At 51.4% G+C, this 17,728-nt stretch carries 17 protein-coding genes and 3 tRNA genes; 6 read left to right on the forward strand and 14 right to left on the reverse strand.

What is annotated here, in order from left to right:
* Positions 1–17: 17 nt before the first annotated feature.
* From tuf to MKZ35_RS13485, 5 genes are all read right to left on the reverse strand, one after another.
* Positions 18–1,208 (reverse strand): elongation factor Tu, encoded by a 1,191-nt coding sequence (tuf, locus tag MKZ35_RS13465; protein WP_482513764.1) that lies wholly within the window; start codon positions 1,206–1,208, stop codon positions 18–20.
* Positions 1,209–1,381: 173 nt separating this feature from the next.
* Positions 1,382–1,453: transfer RNA gene (locus MKZ35_RS13470), tRNA-Thr, on the reverse strand.
* A gap of 14 nt (positions 1,454–1,467) precedes the next feature.
* A tRNA-Gly gene (locus tag MKZ35_RS13475) sits at positions 1,468–1,540 on the reverse strand.
* 95 nt (positions 1,541–1,635) lie between these two features.
* Positions 1,636–1,718: transfer RNA gene (locus tag MKZ35_RS13480), tRNA-Tyr, on the reverse strand.
* 252 nt (positions 1,719–1,970) lie between these two features.
* Positions 1,971–4,571: a M1 family metallopeptidase gene (locus MKZ35_RS13485; RefSeq protein ID WP_482513765.1), complete on the reverse strand. Its 2,601-nt coding sequence runs from the start codon at positions 4,569–4,571 to the stop codon at positions 1,971–1,973.
* A gap of 96 nt (positions 4,572–4,667) precedes the next feature.
* Between MKZ35_RS13485 and MKZ35_RS13490 the strand changes: the two genes are divergently transcribed.
* The 3 genes from MKZ35_RS13490 (at position 4,668) to frr (ending at position 6,678) form a co-directional block, all read left to right on the forward strand.
* Positions 4,668–5,171, forward strand: a complete 504-nt coding sequence (locus tag MKZ35_RS13490) for an acyl-CoA carboxylase biotin carboxyl carrier protein subunit (RefSeq protein WP_482513766.1) — start codon at positions 4,668–4,670, stop codon at positions 5,169–5,171.
* A gap of 67 nt (positions 5,172–5,238) precedes the next feature.
* Positions 5,239–6,015: a UMP kinase gene (gene pyrH, locus MKZ35_RS13495; RefSeq protein ID WP_482513767.1), complete on the forward strand. Its 777-nt coding sequence runs from the start codon at positions 5,239–5,241 to the stop codon at positions 6,013–6,015.
* Between the two features lie 99 nt (positions 6,016–6,114).
* Positions 6,115–6,678 carry a ribosome recycling factor gene (frr, locus tag MKZ35_RS13500; RefSeq protein WP_482513768.1) on the forward strand — a complete coding sequence of 188 codons (564 nt, stop codon included), beginning with the start codon at positions 6,115–6,117 and terminating at the stop codon, positions 6,676–6,678.
* A gap of 55 nt (positions 6,679–6,733) precedes the next feature.
* Here frr and nadD read toward each other — a convergent pair whose 3' ends face one another.
* The 7 genes from nadD to MKZ35_RS13535 all read right to left on the reverse strand — a co-directional run bounded on the left by nadD (position 6,734) and on the right by MKZ35_RS13535 (position 12,071).
* A complete protein-coding gene (gene nadD / locus MKZ35_RS13505) occupies positions 6,734–7,333 on the reverse strand; it encodes a nicotinate (nicotinamide) nucleotide adenylyltransferase (protein ID WP_482514748.1) in 600 nt (199 codons plus the stop codon).
* Positions 7,333–7,917: a guanylate kinase gene (gene gmk / locus MKZ35_RS13510; protein ID WP_482513769.1), complete on the reverse strand. Its 585-nt coding sequence runs from the start codon at positions 7,915–7,917 to the stop codon at positions 7,333–7,335. Before gmk ends, nadD begins: the two co-directional genes overlap by 1 nt.
* Positions 7,918–7,926: 9 nt before the next feature.
* Positions 7,927–8,211: a hypothetical protein gene (locus tag MKZ35_RS13515; protein ID WP_482513770.1), complete on the reverse strand. Its 285-nt coding sequence runs from the start codon at positions 8,209–8,211 to the stop codon at positions 7,927–7,929.
* Between the two features lie 22 nt (positions 8,212–8,233).
* The gene (locus tag MKZ35_RS13520) at positions 8,234–8,878 is read right to left on the reverse strand and encodes a sigma-70 family RNA polymerase sigma factor (protein WP_482513771.1); all 645 of its coding nucleotides are present in this window, start codon (positions 8,876–8,878) and stop codon (positions 8,234–8,236) included.
* A gap of 76 nt (positions 8,879–8,954) precedes the next feature.
* The gene (locus tag MKZ35_RS13525) at positions 8,955–10,262 is read right to left on the reverse strand and encodes an O-antigen ligase family protein (protein ID WP_482513772.1); all 1,308 of its coding nucleotides are present in this window, start codon (positions 10,260–10,262) and stop codon (positions 8,955–8,957) included.
* Positions 10,263–10,266: 4 nt separating this feature from the next.
* Positions 10,267–11,307, reverse strand: coding sequence for a glycosyltransferase family 9 protein (locus tag MKZ35_RS13530; RefSeq protein WP_482513773.1), 1,041 nt, complete (start codon positions 11,305–11,307; stop codon positions 10,267–10,269).
* Entirely contained in the window at positions 11,304–12,071 is a 768-nt protein-coding gene (locus tag MKZ35_RS13535) for a glycosyltransferase family 2 protein (protein WP_482513774.1), read from the reverse strand. Before MKZ35_RS13535 ends, MKZ35_RS13530 begins: the two co-directional genes overlap by 4 nt.
* A 135-nt stretch (positions 12,072–12,206) precedes the next feature.
* Between MKZ35_RS13535 and MKZ35_RS13540 the strand changes: the two genes are divergently transcribed.
* A complete protein-coding gene (locus tag MKZ35_RS13540; RefSeq protein ID WP_482513775.1) occupies positions 12,207–13,406 on the forward strand; it encodes a hypothetical protein in 1,200 nt (399 codons plus the stop codon).
* Positions 13,407–13,469: 63 nt separating this feature from the next.
* Here the strand turns inward: MKZ35_RS13540 and ahcY are convergent, their stop codons facing one another.
* On the reverse strand, positions 13,470–14,780 hold the full coding sequence (gene ahcY / locus MKZ35_RS13545) for an adenosylhomocysteinase (protein ID WP_482513776.1): 1,311 nt from the start codon (positions 14,778–14,780) through the stop codon (positions 13,470–13,472).
* A 124-nt stretch (positions 14,781–14,904) separates the two neighbouring features.
* Positions 14,905–15,645: a DUF4397 domain-containing protein gene (locus MKZ35_RS13550; RefSeq protein WP_482513777.1), complete on the reverse strand. Its 741-nt coding sequence runs from the start codon at positions 15,643–15,645 to the stop codon at positions 14,905–14,907.
* A 158-nt stretch (positions 15,646–15,803) separates the two neighbouring features.
* Between MKZ35_RS13550 and MKZ35_RS13555 the strand changes: the two genes are divergently transcribed.
* The gene (locus tag MKZ35_RS13555) at positions 15,804–16,385 is read left to right on the forward strand and encodes a hypothetical protein (protein WP_482513778.1); all 582 of its coding nucleotides are present in this window, start codon (positions 15,804–15,806) and stop codon (positions 16,383–16,385) included.
* Between the two features lie 37 nt (positions 16,386–16,422).
* Positions 16,423–17,640: a class I SAM-dependent methyltransferase gene (locus tag MKZ35_RS13560; RefSeq protein ID WP_482513779.1), complete on the forward strand. Its 1,218-nt coding sequence runs from the start codon at positions 16,423–16,425 to the stop codon at positions 17,638–17,640.
* The last annotated feature ends 88 nt before the right edge of the window (positions 17,641–17,728 follow it).

The following is a 17,728-nucleotide window of genomic DNA, read 5'->3' on the forward strand; positions in this document are numbered from 1 at the left end:
GTCTTGACTGTTAATAATTAGTCGAGGATTTCGGTAACCTGACCAGCACCTACAGTACGGCCACCTTCGCGGATAGCGAAACGAAGACCTTTCTCCATAGCTACTTTGCTGATCAACTCCACTTGAATAGTGATGTTGTCGCCAGGCATTACCATCTCTACGCCTTCTGGCAAGGTGATAATGCCAGTAACGTCGGTGGTACGCAGATAAAACTGAGGACGATAGTTATTAAAGAAGGGAGTGTGACGACCACCTTCTTCTTTCGACAGAACGTAAACTTCAGCCTTGAATTTTTGGTGAGGAGTTACTGAGCCTGGCTTGCAAATAACCATGCCGCGACGGATGGCTTCTTTTTCAATACCACGCAACAATAGACCAACGTTGTCACCAGCTTCGCCACGGTCAAGGATTTTGCGGAACATCTCCACACCCGTAACTGTCGACTTCAAGCCAGGAGCAGCGCCCATACCGAGGATATCAACCTGCTCACCAGAGTTAATAATACCACGCTCGATACGACCAGTTGCTACCGTACCACGACCTGTGATAGAGAATACGTCCTCTACAGGCATCAGGAAGGGCAGGTCGGTTAGACGAGCTGGAATCGGAATGAAGCTATCAACAGCTGCCATCAACTCCTCAATCTTAGGAACCCAGTTGGCATCACCATTCAGACCACCCAGAGCCGAGCCCTGAATAACTGGGATGTTATCGCCGTCGAAGTCATAAAAAGAGAGCAGCTCGCGGATTTCCATCTCAACAAGCTCGAGTAGCTCAGGGTCGTCGACCATGTCGACTTTGTTCATGAACACTACTAGTTGAGGTACACCTACCTGGCGAGCCAACAGGATGTGCTCACGGGTCTGGGGCATTGGGCCGTCAGTAGCAGCTACTACTAGGATAGCACCGTCCATCTGAGCAGCACCCGTCACCATGTTTTTCACATAGTCAGCGTGACCGGGACAGTCAACGTGAGCGTAGTGGCGGTTTTCGGTAGCGTACTCTACGTGGGAAGTATTGATTGTGATACCACGCTCCTTTTCCTCAGGAGCATTGTCGATTGAGGAGAAGTCACGCTTTGCGGCCAAACCTTTGCCCGCCAGTACCATAGTGATAGCAGCGGTCAGGGTTGTTTTGCCGTGGTCGACGTGCCCGATCGTACCGATGTTCACGTGTGGCTTGGAACGATCAAAATTTTCTTTGGCCATTGTAATTAGATTAGAGAAATGTAATGGGGATGAGAGGAAAACGCGACTGAACTAATCCACAAGAAAGCGAAACGCAGTGCTATTTTAAAAGCTTCTGCATATCGCTTCACCTTGCTGACAGATCCAAACGGTGCAGTCGCGCTGCTCCGCCGGTATTAGTACTGAATATAATGAGCCATTTATGGGATTTGAACCCATGACCTCTTCCTTACCAAGGAAGTGCTCTACCACTGAGCTAAAACGGCTTATTTACTTGATGAGCGGGAGACGAGGTTCGAACTCGCGACCTACAGCTTGGAAGGCTGTCGCTCTACCAACTGAGCTACTCCCGCAATACTAAGTTTAAAAACTAAGCCTTAGAAGACAAAGACTTGCTTGCAGCTAACTTATCTATCGGCCTAATTTCTAGTTTCTCAAACTAACTCTGTGGGGAGAGAAGGATTCGAACCTTCGAAAGCTTACGCTAACAGAGTTACAGTCTGTCCCATTTGGCCGCTCTGGAACCTCCCCAAGTGTGTTTTCTCTACCATCTATAGAGAAGCTTTTCCCTTTAAAAAGAACTACCTCGAAGTGGTAGGGTGGCAAAAGGAGTTGCAAAATTAACGGCTTTCTGATGTAAGTCAAGCTCACAGGCGAAAAGCTTTCAATATATTTTTTGGCCGTGGGGGCAACCTTCAGGAATTGTCCTCCACGACTTTGTAGTAGAATGGATATTTTTAAAGCCAACTGCCTGCCTAAGAGCTACAAAGGATTTTCTTCGCTTTATTGAAGCAATGTATACATGGTCTTTAGGTTGGGGTCTTTTTCTTTTGTGCGAATGTCCTGAAGCGTCGCTTTTAAGGTAGGCATACTGGGAGCCATTGTGCTTAATGCCTTATATGCGCCGAGCCGAACAATATCACGCGAGTGGGAGCGGGCATAATTTTCTAAACGCTGAATCCCTTTATCTCGCTCAACCGGAGGCATCCGCAACATGAAGGTGGCAAAGTTTTGCAGATAAGATTCATATAGATCTTCGTCGCTCACTTCGCTCATACGCCCCAAATACCATTGGTATTGCTCACTACTACCATTGAGGGCATAATAGTTTGACAAAGCACCTAATAAGCTAGGGCTAGCGTTGCCCTGCAGCTTATTTATTTGAGCCCTTGATTCAATAGTAGGCGCTTTGGCTAACGCATTGATAGCAGCGCCAACTACCAGATTGGAACTATCATTGAGAGCAGCCATGTACACGGACCCAAAATCCTCATTTTGGAACGAAGAAAGGCTTGCTAAGGCCGCAGCACGCACTTGGCTTTTTTTGTCCCTAGCTGCTACTCGCTGTAGCTCAGTTCGTACAGCATTTCCTTCCGATCCTTTATATCGCCGTAGTGCTTCTGCCGCAGCTTGGCGCACGGCCCAAAAGCTGTCGTTTAGAGCATTACGCATCATGCCGCTCACGGCTAGATCGGCCAGCTTTGGGCGCAGCTTTTCAATAGCTTCGTATTTCTGCAAGTAATTACGAGCATGGTAGTATTGATAAAGCAATTCATCTTGCGTTAGCTCTTCATCAATATCAGCTAATAATTGCCCCCCAGAATCAAACTTTACCAAGGCGGGGCGTTGATTAGCAGAAATTTGAAAGGTTTGGTTAGCCTTCGTAACAACGATTCGATGGTCAGTAGCCTGGTTGTTTACCCACGTTGTAACGATGATGGGCAAACGGTAGATGGGTGAGAAAGTAGAATCCTGGAGTTGCTGGACGCGTAGCGCAATTTGCCCCCCAGCATAGCTGTGAGTGACGCGCAGTTCTGGATGTCCCCTTTGTAGAAACCACTGATTAAAGAACCACATAAGGTCCTCGCCGGTCACGTCCTCGAATGCCGTACGCAGCTCCGATAGCTCAACGGATGTGTATTTGTGTTGAGTGAGGTAACGGTTTAAGGAAGCAAAGAAGGCCTCATCGCCTACCTGTTTACGCAGCATATGCAGGACCCGTCCCCCCTTATTATAGGAATGGCGGTCAAACATATCTTCTTGGCTGGCATACTGGTAGCGCACAAGTGGCTCACGCTTACTCCGGGCCTCGTCCAAATACTGGCTCAGGCTTTTTTGCTGTACTAAAGCGGCGGCATCTGCGCCGTATTTGTGTTCAGCCCACAGAAACTCCGAATAATCGGCGAACGACTCGTTGAGGGGTAAATTAGCCCACGACTCGCTTGTTACGTAGTCACCGAACCAATGATGAAACAGCTCGTGGGTGATAGTCGATTCGGCGTCGTAGTTCATGTCCTGAATGTCGCGGGCCGACCGCTGCACAATGGACTGTTCGAACGTAACGGCAGTCGTATTTTCCATCGCCCCCGACACGAAATCGTGGACAGCAACCTGAGAGTACTTTTCCCACGGAAAGTCTACGCCCAGCTTTTGGGAGTAGAACTCCATCATTTCGGGCGTATTACCAAATACTGCCTTGACTGTGTTTTGGAACTGTGGATCGACGTAGTATTCCACGGCTTTACCTCGCCATGTGTCGCTTACCACAGCAAAATCGCCGACGGTCAGCATAGTCAGGTAAGGCGCGGCAGGCAATGACTGTTTCCATACATCAGTACGGGTGCCATCGGAGTTCTTTTTGGAAGAGATTAACAGCCCATTGGAAAGCGTTTTGTATTGCGCCTCCACTGTTATTGCAATCTCCTGCGTCATCCGCTGATTGGGTTTGTCAATAGTCGGGAACCAGCACGAGTTAGCCTCAGTCTCCCCTTGCGTCCAGATTTGCTTAGGCTTATTTTTCTCGGTTCCCAGCGGATTTATGAAATATAAGCCCTTATCGGAGGTAATAGCCGCGCTACCGCTGGTAGGCAATTCATTGGGCTTCGCGACGTAGTTGATGCGGACCTGATACGTCTCGGAACGCGTGTATTGGCGGTCCAGGTTAATGGTCAGCTTACGCTTGTCGTAGCCGTAGGTAAGGGTTTTATCTTTATTGCCCGTAACTAAACGTACATTTTTGATGTCGAAGCCTTTGGCGTCGAGCATAACTTGATTTTGGGTGTAGAAGTGCGGACGAAGCGTGAGCAAAGCTGTGCCAAGCAATTGTTGTTTGGCCCAATCAAACCGTACGTCGAGCTTCATGTCAAGTACGTCGGTGAGGATGGTGGCTGATGGCTGTATAGGGTTGCTGGGCGGCAACCAGGAAGGCACTACTATAGGGGCAACTGGAGCCGTTTGAGCAGTTGGCGAGGCAGCAGTAGAAGGAGCTTTCTTATTGACGGCCGTTTTAGTCGCCGCCGGCTTATTGGATTTCACCGCCTGAGCCGGAGCCCCGAAGTGACACGTAAGGACCAGGCTAAGAGCGCCGAGGACCGAGTATTTCATGCTGGGTGGCAGTAAGGAAAGGACGGCTAAAGTTCCGAAATTATTTCAGATTTGGCCTATCTTTAAGCCCTTTTCCGTCTTTACTGCCCCTCCCCTATGCTGCAAGTACGCACCGGACCCAATCAAGTATGGGACATTGATTACCAGGCCAACGGTTCTGTTAGCGTAGATAATGAGCCTTTTAATTGGGATATTGTACCGCTGGGCTTTGGACACTACCATATTCTTTATGAAGGCCGTTCCTATTCTGCTGAGCTAATCAACGTTGAGTATATGGCCAAAACGCTTCAGCTAAAGTTGAACAACCATCTAGTGGAGGTGCAGGCTAAAGACCGCTTCGACTTATTGCTCGACAAGCTGGGCATGAGCAATGCCATGGCCAGCAAGGTGAACGAATTGAGAGCTCCAATGCCGGGTCTGATCGTGGATATTCGGGTGGAGCCTGGCCAAATGGTGCAGAAGGGTGACCCACTTCTCGTATTGGAGGCGATGAAAATGGAGAATATTCTAAAAGCGCCGAGCGACGTTACGATTGGCGCCATCAAAATAAATCTGCGTGATAACGTGCAGAAGGGTCAAGTGCTCGTACAGTTCACTTGAATGCGTTTAGAATGGGTAGTAAAGGCTACCTTTTTTGTAAGCATCTTATTCACCAACTCCCACCATTTTGAAGTACAAACGAATCCTGCTCAAGCTAAGCGGCGAGGCGCTGATGGGCCAACAGCAATACGGCATCGATGCCACTCGACTGATGCAGTATGCTGAAGAAATTAAAGCTGTAGCGGCTACCGGCACGCAGTTAGCGGTTGTGATTGGGGGCGGCAATATCTTCCGGGGCGTGCAGGCCGAAACCTTTGGTCTTGATCGGGTGCAGGGTGATTACATGGGAATGCTGGCCACGGTTATCAACTCTATGGCTTTGCAAAGTGCCCTTGAGAAGCTTGAGGTGAACACCCGCCTGCTTTCCGGCCTTACCATTCAGCAGGTGTGCGAGCCCTACATCCGGCGGCGCGCTTTGCGGCATTTGGAAAAAGGCCGAGTAGTTATTTTTGGGGCTGGTATTGGCTCGCCTTATTTCACAACCGACTCAGCAGCTTCCTTGCGGGCCATTGAGATTGAGGCCAATGTGGTTTTGAAAGGTACTCGTGTAGATGGCATCTACTCAGCTGACCCAGAGAAAGACCCCTCTGCGGTGCGCTTCCCCGAAATCTCATTTGACGAGGTGATAGAGAAGAACCTGAACGTGATGGATATGACTGCTTTCACGCTCTGCAAGGAAAACAACCTCCCCATCGTTGTATTTGACATGAACAAAACCGGCAACTTGCAGCGTCTGATTGACGGCGAGAATATCGGTACGCGGGTATCAATGGAAGGCGCTGGGGGGCAAATCCTGGATGCCAAGCATAGTAGCCTACAACCTGACCTTAATTCAAAAGCTTAATAATTTGCATACCTGACGTCATGAGTTCTGAATAGGGATACCGAATTAATCAGTAGTCCTTCTTCAGAATTCAACTTTAAACATTCACACATTTCCACAATGGACGAAGAAATTCAGTTTTATCTGAGCGAGGCGGAGGAATCGATGGGGAAGGCCCTGCAACACACTAGTCTGGAGCTGAGCCGCATTCGGGCCGGCAAAGCCTCACCGGCCATGCTGGAGGGTTTGCGCGTAGATTACTATGGTACACCTACTCCTATCAGCCAAGTAGCAAATATTTCTGCCCCCGATGCTCGTTCGCTCTATATCAAAGCCTGGGAAAAAAATATTGTTGGTGAAATCGTAAAGGCTATCAAGAACAGTGACTTGGGCCTTAATCCACAATCTGATGCGGAAGGTGTCCGGCTGAGCATTCCGCCGATGACGGAGGAGCGCCGCCGCGACCTGGTGAAGCAAGTAAAGAACGAGTCGGAAGGCGGCAAGGTCCGTATTCGGGGCATTCGCAAAGACGTGAACGAGTCGTTGCGTAAGCTGCTGAAGGACGGCGCCGCCGAAGATTCGGTGAAGGATGCCGAAGCCAAAGTGCAGAAAGCCACTGACAGCTATATCACCAAGATTGATGACTTGATGAGTAAAAAAGAAGCTGAGATTATGACGGTTTGAGCCATCTCATTCTCAATAAAAAAGCCCCCCAGAAAATATCTGGGGGGCTTTTTTGTTATTGCTGCCAATAGCCAGAAGCTAAGATTCTGTCTTCTACTACATCAGGCACGAGGTAACGAATTGATTTGCCTTCTCGCACACAGTCGCGGATAAATGTGGCTGAAATATCAAGCAAAGGAGCTTCCACTATCTTTACACTTGGGTGCGCTTTCAAGTTTGTGGAATCAACGTCGGGCCGGGGATAAACATATATTTCGTGCTCGGCCAGAATACGATCTGCTTGCTTCCACCGTGGTAAAGCAGGCAAATTGTCTTCACCCATCAGCAATACAAACCGATGTTGCGGATAACGCCGGACCAATTCGTCAAGTGTGTCGATTGTATAGCTGGGCTTAGGCATATGCGTCTCAATATCGAGAACGCGCAACCGGTCATTGCGGGCAATAGCCAATTCGACCAGTGCTAAACGCTCCTCTTCAGGCAGCATTTCTTGGCCTACCTTAAACGGGCTTTGAGGCGAAACTACCAACCACACCGCATTCAAGTCGGTATGGGTGGCCATAAAATGAGCCAGAATGAGATGGCCCGTATGGATAGGATTAAAAGAACCGAAGAGCAATCCTACTTTCTTGGGCTCTGACTGAGGGCCAGAAATCACAGAATGGCAGGTTCGGCAGTTATGAAGTCATGTACTAGCTTTTGAGCCTGCGCCGTTGCTTCGTCGAGGTCGTCGTTGATGACCGTTATATCGAATCGATCTTCAAATGTCAACTCGAAGTTGGCTTTGTACAGCCGGGCCGAAATACTGGCTGCCGAGTCGGTAGCGCGCGATTTGAGTCGCTGCTCTAGTACTTCCAGGGAGGGCGGTTTTACGAAAACTGCTAGTGCACGATCTTTGTAAAACTCTTTGATACTTAAGCCTCCTTTGACGTCAACATCTAGGACAGCGTGTTTGCCACTGTCCCAGATGCGCTCAATCTCAGACTTGAGGGTGCCATAAAAAGCTCCCTCGTAGACTTCCTCCCACTCAACAAACTCATCGTGGCGGATCTTCTCCTGAAATTCCTGAACGGAGATGAAATAATAGTCCTTGCCATTGGCCTCAGTACGCCCCCGCCGGTCGCGGGTACAGGCCGAAATTGAAAAGCTTAGCTCTGGAATCCGCTCCAGCAGCCGATGGACTATAGTAGTTTTGCCGGCCCCGGAAGGAGCCGAAAACACGATGATTTTACCCTGCATGAAGCGAAATTAGGCCATTTCTGCCTGAACTCGCGCCATAATGGTGTGGGGAAGGGAAGTAGGAGCGCCCTTACGGCCTACTTTCTCGTTGATGAAACCAACGAAAACCTGCTGTTTATCAATGCTATCGAAGCAGGGAGAGCAATCTTCGGCGTGATTGATGAAATATTCTTCATCCTCCTCATTGGGATCCTGCCCCACAATAATTTGGTCGAGAATCGTGTTTACACGTTCGCAATCGGGACCAGAAGCGGCGACTTGCTGGTTGGGGGCTGTGGTAGAAGTAGTTTCCATAAGGGAGCCAGAAGTATTGTTGTTAATCTTCGTCTGTGATGAGAGCGTCAGCTTCGTTTTCTCCGTCGTTGCCATAGCCCATTGATTTAGCGTATTTTTCTAATTTCTCTTTCAGGAAATTGCGAGCCCGGTGCAAACGGGAACGCACCGTACCGATCGGAATATCCAGCACCTTGGCCATTTCTTCATAAGTGAATCCTTCCAGATCACAGAGAATAATGACAGTGCGGAAATCCACGGGCAGCGAGTTGAGCGCGCTGGCTACCTCGTCGCCGATGAGGTCGCGCACAGACTGCTGCCGCATATCCGACGACGTGCTTCCCACGTCGCCCTCGGCCTCCACATCTTCCGTATTGTAGTAACCCTCAATTTCGCTGTAGTCGACTTTGGCGGGTTGCTTGCTCTTTTTTCGGAAGTCGTTGATGAACGAGTTTTTCAGGATGCGAAACAGCCACGCTTTCGCGTTGGTTCCCTGTTCGAAATACTCAAAGAACCGATAGGCCTTCAAATAGGTCTCCTGCACGAGGTCGTTGGCGTCGTCTTCGTCGAGAGTAAGGCGGTAGGCAAAGTTGTAGAGCGGGTCGAGCACCGGCATCAGTTCGGCCTGAAACCGCCGGTCTTTTTCTTCCTTGCTCAGCTTGGGTACCCGTTCGGGAGAATCGCTCATGGAGGCTAAAATTACGGCCGAATATCACCAAAAAAGGACAATCAGCCAAGAAACGTATATTTCTATACCTGTTCGCTCAGGGAAGGTTCGCGGCGACTTGTTGGCTACGGCGCTCACCAGCCACCAGTAGAAAGCTGTAGAGAAACACGAATAAGTTGAAGCCAATTTGGAGCTCCAGCAGTGAATCAACCAACATTCCGGTGCCCATTACGACTAGGAAATGTATCACGTACGGGTTTCTACGCAAACTAGGTTGCGCCAGCGGTCCAAGCAGAACCAGTAGCCAAAGAAATAACCCGATGACGCCGCCCCCAACTAAGTAGTGCAGGTATTGATTATGAATCATGACGCGGTTGGCCGGCTCCAAGCCGTAGTCGCGCCATTCGTATTGGCGCATCATCTCAGCCCGAACATCGGCCAAGCCCACGCCCGCCCAGGGCCGGAGGGTGGTTAATACGCGGGCAGTTTCCCAGGCGGCAAAGCGCTGTGACACGGAGAAATCATTGATATTCCGATCAGCTGAAAATTGCGCCATATCATAAGCCGTACCCAGCACTCGGTAGCGGAAAGAGGTGAGGAAGTTATAGGTTATGAAAGGCGCAATGAATAGGAAAGCCAGTAAAATGCCCCCCAGCAGGAAGCGTCGCTGCCCAACAATAAGGATAACCCCATTTACCAGCAAAGCGGCATAAAGCACCAGTAGACCCGTTCGGTAGGCCAACACATGTAGGGCTACAGCCGAAAAAATGCCCCCCAGCACCAGCAGCACTCGTGTTACCTTCCCTGCATAAACACTACGACTCAATAACGGGCCGAAGTAAGCAGCCAAGGCCAGCATCAGCCCGAAGTGAATGTGAAAGATACCCGTTACCGAAGGCGTGTTTTGGCCAACCATAATCAGCTCATTGTTGGCAAGCGGGTTTAGCAAATAGCGAATAACCGTAGCGCCGCCTATAAACGTCGCCCCAGCTACAAATAGACAACCAACTGTATAGCGCTGCCGGGCGCTCAGCGGCACAGCCAGAGCGAAGGACAACGGCACCCCTATCAAGGGAAGCTGCCGATATATCTGATGCTGCCAAACTGACCAGTCTTCGGTATATAAACCACTTACTACCAGCAAAAAGTAAAGGAGCGCTAAACTCCAGGCTGATTTATTGCGAAGCCACTGCGATAAGGCCAAGCGCACATTTGGGTTAACCACTGCGGCGGCTACACCCACCAGCGGGCTCAGGGCCACCAACGCCCGAGAAGTGAAAAGACCTACGACCCCAGCTACACAGGCTAGCAGTAACAGGTATTGGGACAAGCGGCCTTGCCGCCAGGCTAGCCGCAGGCCTGGCAATAAGGAAGTGGGAGGAGCAGAATGAGAGGTTAAAGCCAAAATATCAGGATGCGGAAATAGCTAACGGTTGCCAGCCCGAAATACGTGCCAACACCTGCGCCGGCTGAATAGCCCGTACACAAGTACACGCCGCCGGCTGCGTCCGGCAATCGGTACAGTTGGGGCGGTCGAACACGAGATATTCGGCATAGGGGCCCAATGGGGCCCAACGACCAGGATCGGTGGGCCGCAAGGGTGGATAGATGCCTAGCGCATGTCGGCCCAGCGCAGCAGCCAAATGCAGCGGGCCTGTGCTGGCAGCTACCAAGCCATCGGCGGCGTGAATAAAGGCCAAAAGCTGGGGCAGGGAGAGTTGTCCGGTTAGGTCAGCAAGGGCAGCGGCGTGAGTCGTTAGCCAAGGCCGTAGCATTTCGCCATCGGCGGCAGTTCCAGTGATGAATACGCAGTGCCCGGCTTGGTGTAATAGCTGGACTAAGGTACCAAAATGGTCGAGGCTCCACTCGCGTGCGCTCCCTCGCGAGCTGGGATGCAGAATGATATTGAGCTGCCCGGCTTTACGATCTTGGAGAAGCTGTTTGAAATCGCCCCCCAGCGGCTCCACTGGCTGCAATCTACTCAGTGTCGCTACTTCGGCTAATGGCAGACCGGCTTGGGGAGCATTTAGCGGGCTTAGCAGTTGCAGATTTAGTTGGGCCTCATGCAAAGGGGAGTGGCGACGACTCAGAGCAACCAGCCGGTTACAAGTTAGCCAGTGAAACCAGCGGTTGCGGGTTCCGATACGCAGCGGAATACCGGCCCTCTGCGCCAGTTGGGCTAAGGCTTTATTTGGGAAAACGTGAATAATAGCAGCGGCTTCCTCTGCCTGGAGCAACGCAACCTGTGCGCTGGGGGGCTTTTTCAGCAACTCATCCACATTGATAAACCCATCAACCTGCGGGCAGGCCTCCGCCACTGCTTGCGTGTACGTGCGGCCAATCAGTAAGACCCGGCACCCCGGAAATAAGCGCTTCAGCTGGCCACAAACGGGCAGGGTCAGTACGACGTCGCCAATGGCATCAGTCCGGCTTACCAGAAAGGTTTTCATGTAGCGTCAGGTCTTGGCTGAGTGCGCAGCTTGGCGTATTTCAAAAAAACGCCCCCCGCAGAGATGCTGGCAATGCACAGACCAGCAAAACCATCTAAAAAGCCCAGACGCAAAAGGTAACCGTGTACGAACTTCCAGGTAGGTTTGAGGAGCAGGTGAAAAAGCGTGGCGCTTCCTTTCCCGCGCAACGCCAACTCCTCGGCCGCGATGCTGGTAAAACGGTTGAGCTGCGTTATGTGCTGGGCCACTGAATCGTAGGAATAATGGAGCAGGTCGCCGGATAAGGTGCCGATATTTTGCCCCCCAGTTACTTCATAGCGCTCATGCAGGAGCAAGCCAGTCCAGCGGCCCAGGCGCCGGTCGTAGAGGCGCAGCTTACGGTCGGGGTACCAGCCGCCGTGGCGCACCCAGGTGCCGCAGTAGTTGGTGAGGCGAGCTAAGGTGTAGCCCGCGCCCTGCCAGTTTTGCTTGGCCTCCCGAATGCTTTGGCGCAGCTCGTCGGTCAGTACTTCATCGGCGTCTAGTTGGAGCACGTGGTTGTAGCTCGCCTGAGTGGTGGCAAAGTTCTTCTGCTCCACGTAGCCGGCAAAAGCGTGCTGAACGACGCGCGCGCCGTGGCTTTCGCAGATACTTACCGTCGCATCGATCGAGAAGGAATCGACTACTACTACCTCGTCGCCTATGTCGCCGAGCGCATCCAAGCAGCGGCCAATGTTGTGCTCTTCATTGAATGTGATGATGACGATGGAGAGGGGAACGGGCATGGGGGGCAAATATCCAGAATTAAGGCCAGCTTATTATTCTGATTTAGTAGCCCAAGTATATTATTGGCCTCAGTTTCGCAACCCATAATTACCACTTCATTTACTCCCTTCCCTATTCTACAGCTTTATCAGATCATGCTTACCACCCAACAGTCGCAAACGCAGCAAGAATATGGCACTGCCAAAGGTTGGCGCCTATTCATGTACATCTTAGCTCCACCCCTTATCCTTTTGTTTTTAGCTCTGCCCTTTCTGAGTTGGGATAAAAGCGAAGAACTCGGGCTGGGGCTAACGATTAGCTTTTCTGTTTTAATGATAGGGATGGCTGCTTTTCTTGTATACGGTCTACTAGAAACTATTAAAGCCAAACATATTATTACCGCTGATAAGCTCATTTATGCAGGCGTATTCCGGCGTAAAGAGCTGCTATTGGATAATATTAAAGGCTATCGAATTAGTGAGCAATACATACACATCTTCCCAAGAAATGCATCTGATCCAAAGATCCAGATAGGCTACACCAGCGAGAATTATGAGGGGTTGCAAGAATGGTTCACAGACCATTATCCCGATTTGGATATAGTAGAGCAGGAGCAAGAAGCCGCTCAGGTGTTGGAAGAACACGATTTGGGCAGGACACCGACTGAGCGGCAAGAAACGCTGGAGAAAGCGCGACGTACCGCCAAATGGCTGAATATTATTGGAGGTATAGTAACGGCATGGCTACTCTTACGACCTCAGCCTTATGAATGGGCCATAGCTGCCGGCTTACTTATGCCTTTGATAGCTATGGCAGCCTTATGGCTACACCAAGGTGCTATCAGGTTTGACGAAAAAAAGAACAGTGCTTATCCCGGATTAACCACGGCCATCCTCGGGCCGCTGCTGTTACTGATGATGCGTGTATTTCTGGATTTTGAAGTTCTGGAGTATAGCCCTCTGTGGCCTCAAGCGGGCTTTGTAGCAATTATCGTTATTCTAGTGTTATTGGTAGTTAGCCGCACCTCCCTCTATAGTAATGAGTCGCGAATAAGCTTATTAATTGCGATACTATTTACGGCTGCCCTATATGGATTTGCTGGTACACTCGCTTACAATTGTGCGTTTGATGAAAGTCAGGCTACTAAGTATGAGGCGCAGGTGATCAGCAAACATATAAGCAGCGGCAAAACCACCACTTACTACTTGGAAGTTGCTCCCTGGGGACCGCGCACAGCCAACGAAGATGTGACCGTTACTCAGGACTATTATGAGCAAACAGAGGTGGGCGAGACCGTCGAAATATACCTGATGCCGGGCCAGCTAAATGTGCCGTGGTTTACGGTCGTTGAATAAAAGCGCAACAAAAAAGCCCCCCAGATATTATCTGGGGGGCTTTTTTCTGATTAAAGCTAAATTCTAGTAACGATACAGGTCCGACTTGAACGGGCCTTGTGCGTCTACGCCGATGTACTGCGCCTGCTTGGGCTTCAGCTCATCCAGCTCCACACCGATTTTGGCTAGGTGCAGATAAGCAACTTTCTCGTCGAGGTGCTTAGGCAGCGTGTATACTTTGTTCTCGTACTGATCAGCGTTCTGCCACAGTTCCAGCTGCGCCAATACCTGGTTGGTGAACGAGTTCGACATCACGAACGAAGGGTGGCCAGTAGCGCAACCCAGGTTCACCAAGCGACCTTCGGCCAGAATGATTACCTCTTTGCCATCGATGTTGTACAAGTCAACCTGGGGCTTCACCGTGTCTTTGGTGTGGCCGTAGTTACCATTCAGCCAAGCCATATCGATTTCATCGTCGAAGTGGCCGATGTTGCAGACGATAGCTTTATCCTTCAGAGCGCGGAAATGCTCTTCCGTGATGATGTCGCAGTTGCCGGTAGCAGTGACTACGATATCAGCTTCTTTAATAGCGTTCGACATTTTCTTCACCGCGTAGCCGTCCATGGCAGCTTGCAGGGCGCAGATGGGGTCGATTTCAGTAACGATAACCCGAGCACCGGCACCGCGCAACGAAGCAGCAGTACCTTTACCTACGTCGCCGTAGCCAGCTACAACGGCAATTTTGCCAGCCATCATCACGTCAGTTGCCCGACGGATAGCGTCTACTGCCGACTCTTTGCAGCCGTACTTGTTATCAAACTTCGACTTGGTTACGGAGTCATTGATATTGAAAGCGGGCATGAGCAAGCTGCCGTTTTTCACCCGATCCAGCAAGCGCAGTACGCCAGTGGTGGTTTCTTCCGAAATGCCTCTAATGCCAGCAGCTAATTCAGGGAAGTTGTTGAGCACCATGTTGGTCAGGTCGCCGCCATCATCCAGAATCATGTTCAGGGGCTGACGGTCTTCACCGAAATACAGGGTTTGCTCGATGCACCAGTTGAACTCCTCCTCACTCATGCCTTTCCAGGCATATACCGGAATACCAGCAGCAGCAATAGCAGCAGCAGCGTGATCCTGGGTCGAGAAGATATTGCACGATGACCAGGTCACGTCAGCACCAAGCGCGATGAGCGTCTCGATGAGTACGGCGGTTTGAATGGTCATGTGCAGGCAACCGGCAACGCGGGCACCTTTGAGCGGCTGCGAAGCGCCAAACTCTTCGCGCAAAGCCATTAGGCCCGGCATTTCAGCCTCTGCCAAACGGATTTCCTTGCGGCCCCATTCGGCCAGCGACATGTCTTTTACTTTGTAAGGAACGTAGGTCGTATCAACCATGATATAGTGTGTTTTTGCTATTCAACTGCAAAGGTAAGCAAATTGTTAGTCGAAGGTAAAAAACAAAGAACCTGCCCCGACAAGGAACAGGTTCTTTAGTTGCTTATTACTAGTTACTAATGAGCTAGTTATTTTCAATTACTGTGGCTCGTGGCTGCAAGGTCTGATCGAGGCTGCTGGCTACACCGCGCACTAATACTGTATAAATTTTGCCGGGAGCATAATTTCTGGTGCCGGTACCGGCACCAGTTCCATTGCCTACCGAGGTCACAGTGGCATTGGTGCTGTTCGTCACTACAAAGTTGTAATCACCGGGTGTTATCTCTACGAAGGCTGAAGCTGTAGGGAACGCCACTGTAGAAATAACATTCACCGGAGCACCCGATGCTGAGGCCTGCGCTAAGTTTACGGGACTAGGAGCACCCTGCCCTAAATGCACCAAACGAATTTTGGCGCGACCAGTCGCTGGGGCCGTCAAATCATCGGATACCGCTAGTAGCGCAACGGCATTGGCTGTTGTGCTTGGAGCATAAGCGAACAACGACTGGCTCTTGTCGCGCTCAATGGTAACAGTTTGCGTCGTAGCGTTTTGGTCAGAGGCGGCGACGTTGATCTTCACCTCCTGTGCGCCGGCTGGAGCATTCAAGTACCTAGAGCTCTCGCCATAATTAAGCTGGCCAATTTCCGAGTTATTGACCAGCACTTTTACACGCACGTTGGCTGAGGCAGCAGCATGGATGGCCATTACCTGGCCATTACCAGGGCCATTATCATCATCGTCGCCGCAGCCGGAAAAGGCTAGCGCGGCGGCAGGCATCGTAGCCAGCAGGAGGTAGCGGCGAAAAGCAGTTGTGAAAGTTGTCATAATCAAATTAACAGGTGAAAAAGCTAAGTAAACTGGCCTCAGAACGTAGACCCTGGCCCTTTTGTTGAGTAGAGGGCCGAAAGTTTTGGCTTTCACTGAACTAATTACCTCGCCCTGAAGTCCCTTACTTCTACCTGCTTATTGCTCCTCCCTCGTTTATGAATCTTCGCTCCTTTGCCCTATTGCTCCTTTGCTCATCAGCTTTTAGTGTAGCGCACGCTCAACAAACACCCAGTATTCTGCGTCTCAGCCCCGAGGACCAGGGCCGTGCCCTGAATGGTGCTCAGAAGAACTTCTATTTTGCCCCCCAGGGCACTGATGACTATCAGAATGCCGGCTTTTTCGGGCAACGCCTGCGCCCTTACTTAGCCGGCAATGAACAGGCTTTGGACCACTTAAATAGCTACCGGCAGCAGAAATGGCTGTTTTTGGCTGAGCGTCTGACCTTTATGGGTGCTTTGGGCTTCTATGGGCAGCAGGTGATGGCGGGCGAAGGCAAGCAGCGCTATTTCAGCAATCCGCAAAAGGTTGCCATTGGCGTAGCCGCCGCCAGTTTGCTGGCTAATGTGTTCATCAGCCGTAATACGAACACCCATTTCCAACGGGCAGTAGAGGCACACAACGCAAGTTGGCCCGCCGCTCGCGGAGGCGTTTTTCAGCGTCTATCGCCCGCTGCCGTAGGTTTCACCGCAGCTCCGACGGGACAGCCTCACCTCGCTTTGCGCTGGAATTTGCGCTAGATTGCGCTAAAGAGCCCGTTTTTGCGTAAGCATAGCCATGGACTTTCCGCTGCCCGACGCGGCCCGGCAGTACGTTGCCGACCACCTGCACCACGACCCCGCCCAACTTGCCCTCCAGGCCCGGCGCTTTCCGGGCCTGCCAGTACCCGATCTGGTGCGCCAGATCCAGGCGCGCCAGAAGGCTCGCACCAAGATTCCGGCTTGGGCTGATAACCCAGACCTGATTTTTCCCAGCGCAGTTTCGGTTGAGCAGGCCTCCTCAGCCCGCGCCGCAGCATTTAAGGCCAGCCTTGTAAGCGGACAGCGCCTTGCCGATCTAACCGGTGGCTTTGGAGTTGACGCCACGTATTTTGCCACCCGGATACCGGAGGTGCATTACGTAGAGCGCGACCCCAAACTAGTAGCCGTGGTAGAATATAATCTGGCGCAGCTAGGTATTCAAACGGTGCACTGCCATGCCACTGATGCAGTAGACTTTCTCAAGAACACCCCGGATACGTTTGACTGGATCTATCTCGATCCGGCTAGGCGCGACACGGCAGCTCGGAAAATATTCCGCCTGCAGGACTGCGAGCCGGATGTGCTACGTCTTTTGCCTTTGCTGCTCCATAAAAGCCGGCGGGTGCTGCTCAAAACGTCGCCCATGCTCGATATTGAGCAAGCTCTGAGTGAGCTGCGCCAGGTTCGTCGCCTGTGGGTGGTAGCCGTTGACAATGAGTGCAAAGAGGTATTATATGAGTTGGGCCCAGAGGCGGCCGTAGATCCGGAGCGCTTTACTGTCAACTTGCTGCGTAACGGTCAGCAGCAGGAGTTTAGGCTGAACAGGGCCCGTGAGGCACGCGCTATACCGCGCTACGCTGAGCCCCAACAGTATTTGTACGAGCCTAACGTGGCAGTTCTCAAAGCCGGTGGTTTCAAAAGTATAGGTACAGCCTTTGAGCTATTAAAGCTTCATCAGCACAGCCACTTATACACCGCCGACACGCTCCGACCCGACTTTCCCGGCCGCATTTTCCGCATTCGGGCCACCGAGCGCTACGACCGCGATGCCCTCCTACCCCACTTGGGCCCTGAAGCGCGCGCCCACGTCACCACGCGCAACTTTCCTGACTCGGTAGCTGAGTTTCGCCTCCGAACCGGTATTCGGGAGGGTGGCGACACGTACCTGTTTGCTACCACCGATTTGCGCGGCCGTCTGATGGTGCTCGTCTGCGAGAAAAGCCAAACCACAGACTTTTCTGACTGGACAGATTGATTGGCAAGTGTGTAATTAGCTTTCAAAACCAGTTCTATCTAAACAGCTAAAAAAGCCCCCCAGAATAATTCTGGGGGGCTTTTTTAGC

Source organism: Hymenobacter sp. R533113, from assembly GCF_056835965.1.

What these genes read in the sequence shown, in the direction of transcription:
- tuf (WP_482513764.1), bottom strand. Translation starts at nt 1,208, where the DNA reads ATGGCCAAAGAAAATTTTGATCGTTCCAAGCCACACGTGAACATCGGT.
- MKZ35_RS13485 (WP_482513765.1), bottom strand. Translation starts at nt 4,571, where the DNA reads ATGAAATACTCGGTCCTCGGCGCTCTTAGCCTGGTCCTTACGTGTCAC.
- MKZ35_RS13490 (WP_482513766.1), top strand. Translation starts at nt 4,668, where the DNA reads ATGCTGCAAGTACGCACCGGACCCAATCAAGTATGGGACATTGATTAC.
- frr (WP_482513768.1), top strand. Translation starts at nt 6,115, where the DNA reads ATGGACGAAGAAATTCAGTTTTATCTGAGCGAGGCGGAGGAATCGATG.
- gmk (WP_482513769.1), bottom strand. Translation starts at nt 7,917, where the DNA reads ATGCAGGGTAAAATCATCGTGTTTTCGGCTCCTTCCGGGGCCGGCAAA.
- MKZ35_RS13515 (WP_482513770.1), bottom strand. Translation starts at nt 8,211, where the DNA reads ATGGAAACTACTTCTACCACAGCCCCCAACCAGCAAGTCGCCGCTTCT.
- MKZ35_RS13520 (WP_482513771.1), bottom strand. Translation starts at nt 8,878, where the DNA reads ATGAGCGATTCTCCCGAACGGGTACCCAAGCTGAGCAAGGAAGAAAAA.
- MKZ35_RS13530 (WP_482513773.1), bottom strand. Translation starts at nt 11,307, where the DNA reads ATGAAAACCTTTCTGGTAAGCCGGACTGATGCCATTGGCGACGTCGTA.
- MKZ35_RS13535 (WP_482513774.1), bottom strand. Translation starts at nt 12,071, where the DNA reads ATGCCCGTTCCCCTCTCCATCGTCATCATCACATTCAATGAAGAGCAC.
- MKZ35_RS13540 (WP_482513775.1), top strand. Translation starts at nt 12,207, where the DNA reads ATGCTTACCACCCAACAGTCGCAAACGCAGCAAGAATATGGCACTGCC.
- ahcY (WP_482513776.1), bottom strand. Translation starts at nt 14,780, where the DNA reads ATGGTTGATACGACCTACGTTCCTTACAAAGTAAAAGACATGTCGCTG.
- MKZ35_RS13550 (WP_482513777.1), bottom strand. Translation starts at nt 15,645, where the DNA reads ATGACAACTTTCACAACTGCTTTTCGCCGCTACCTCCTGCTGGCTACG.
- MKZ35_RS13555 (WP_482513778.1), top strand. Translation starts at nt 15,804, where the DNA reads ATGAATCTTCGCTCCTTTGCCCTATTGCTCCTTTGCTCATCAGCTTTT.
- MKZ35_RS13560 (WP_482513779.1), top strand. Translation starts at nt 16,423, where the DNA reads ATGGACTTTCCGCTGCCCGACGCGGCCCGGCAGTACGTTGCCGACCAC.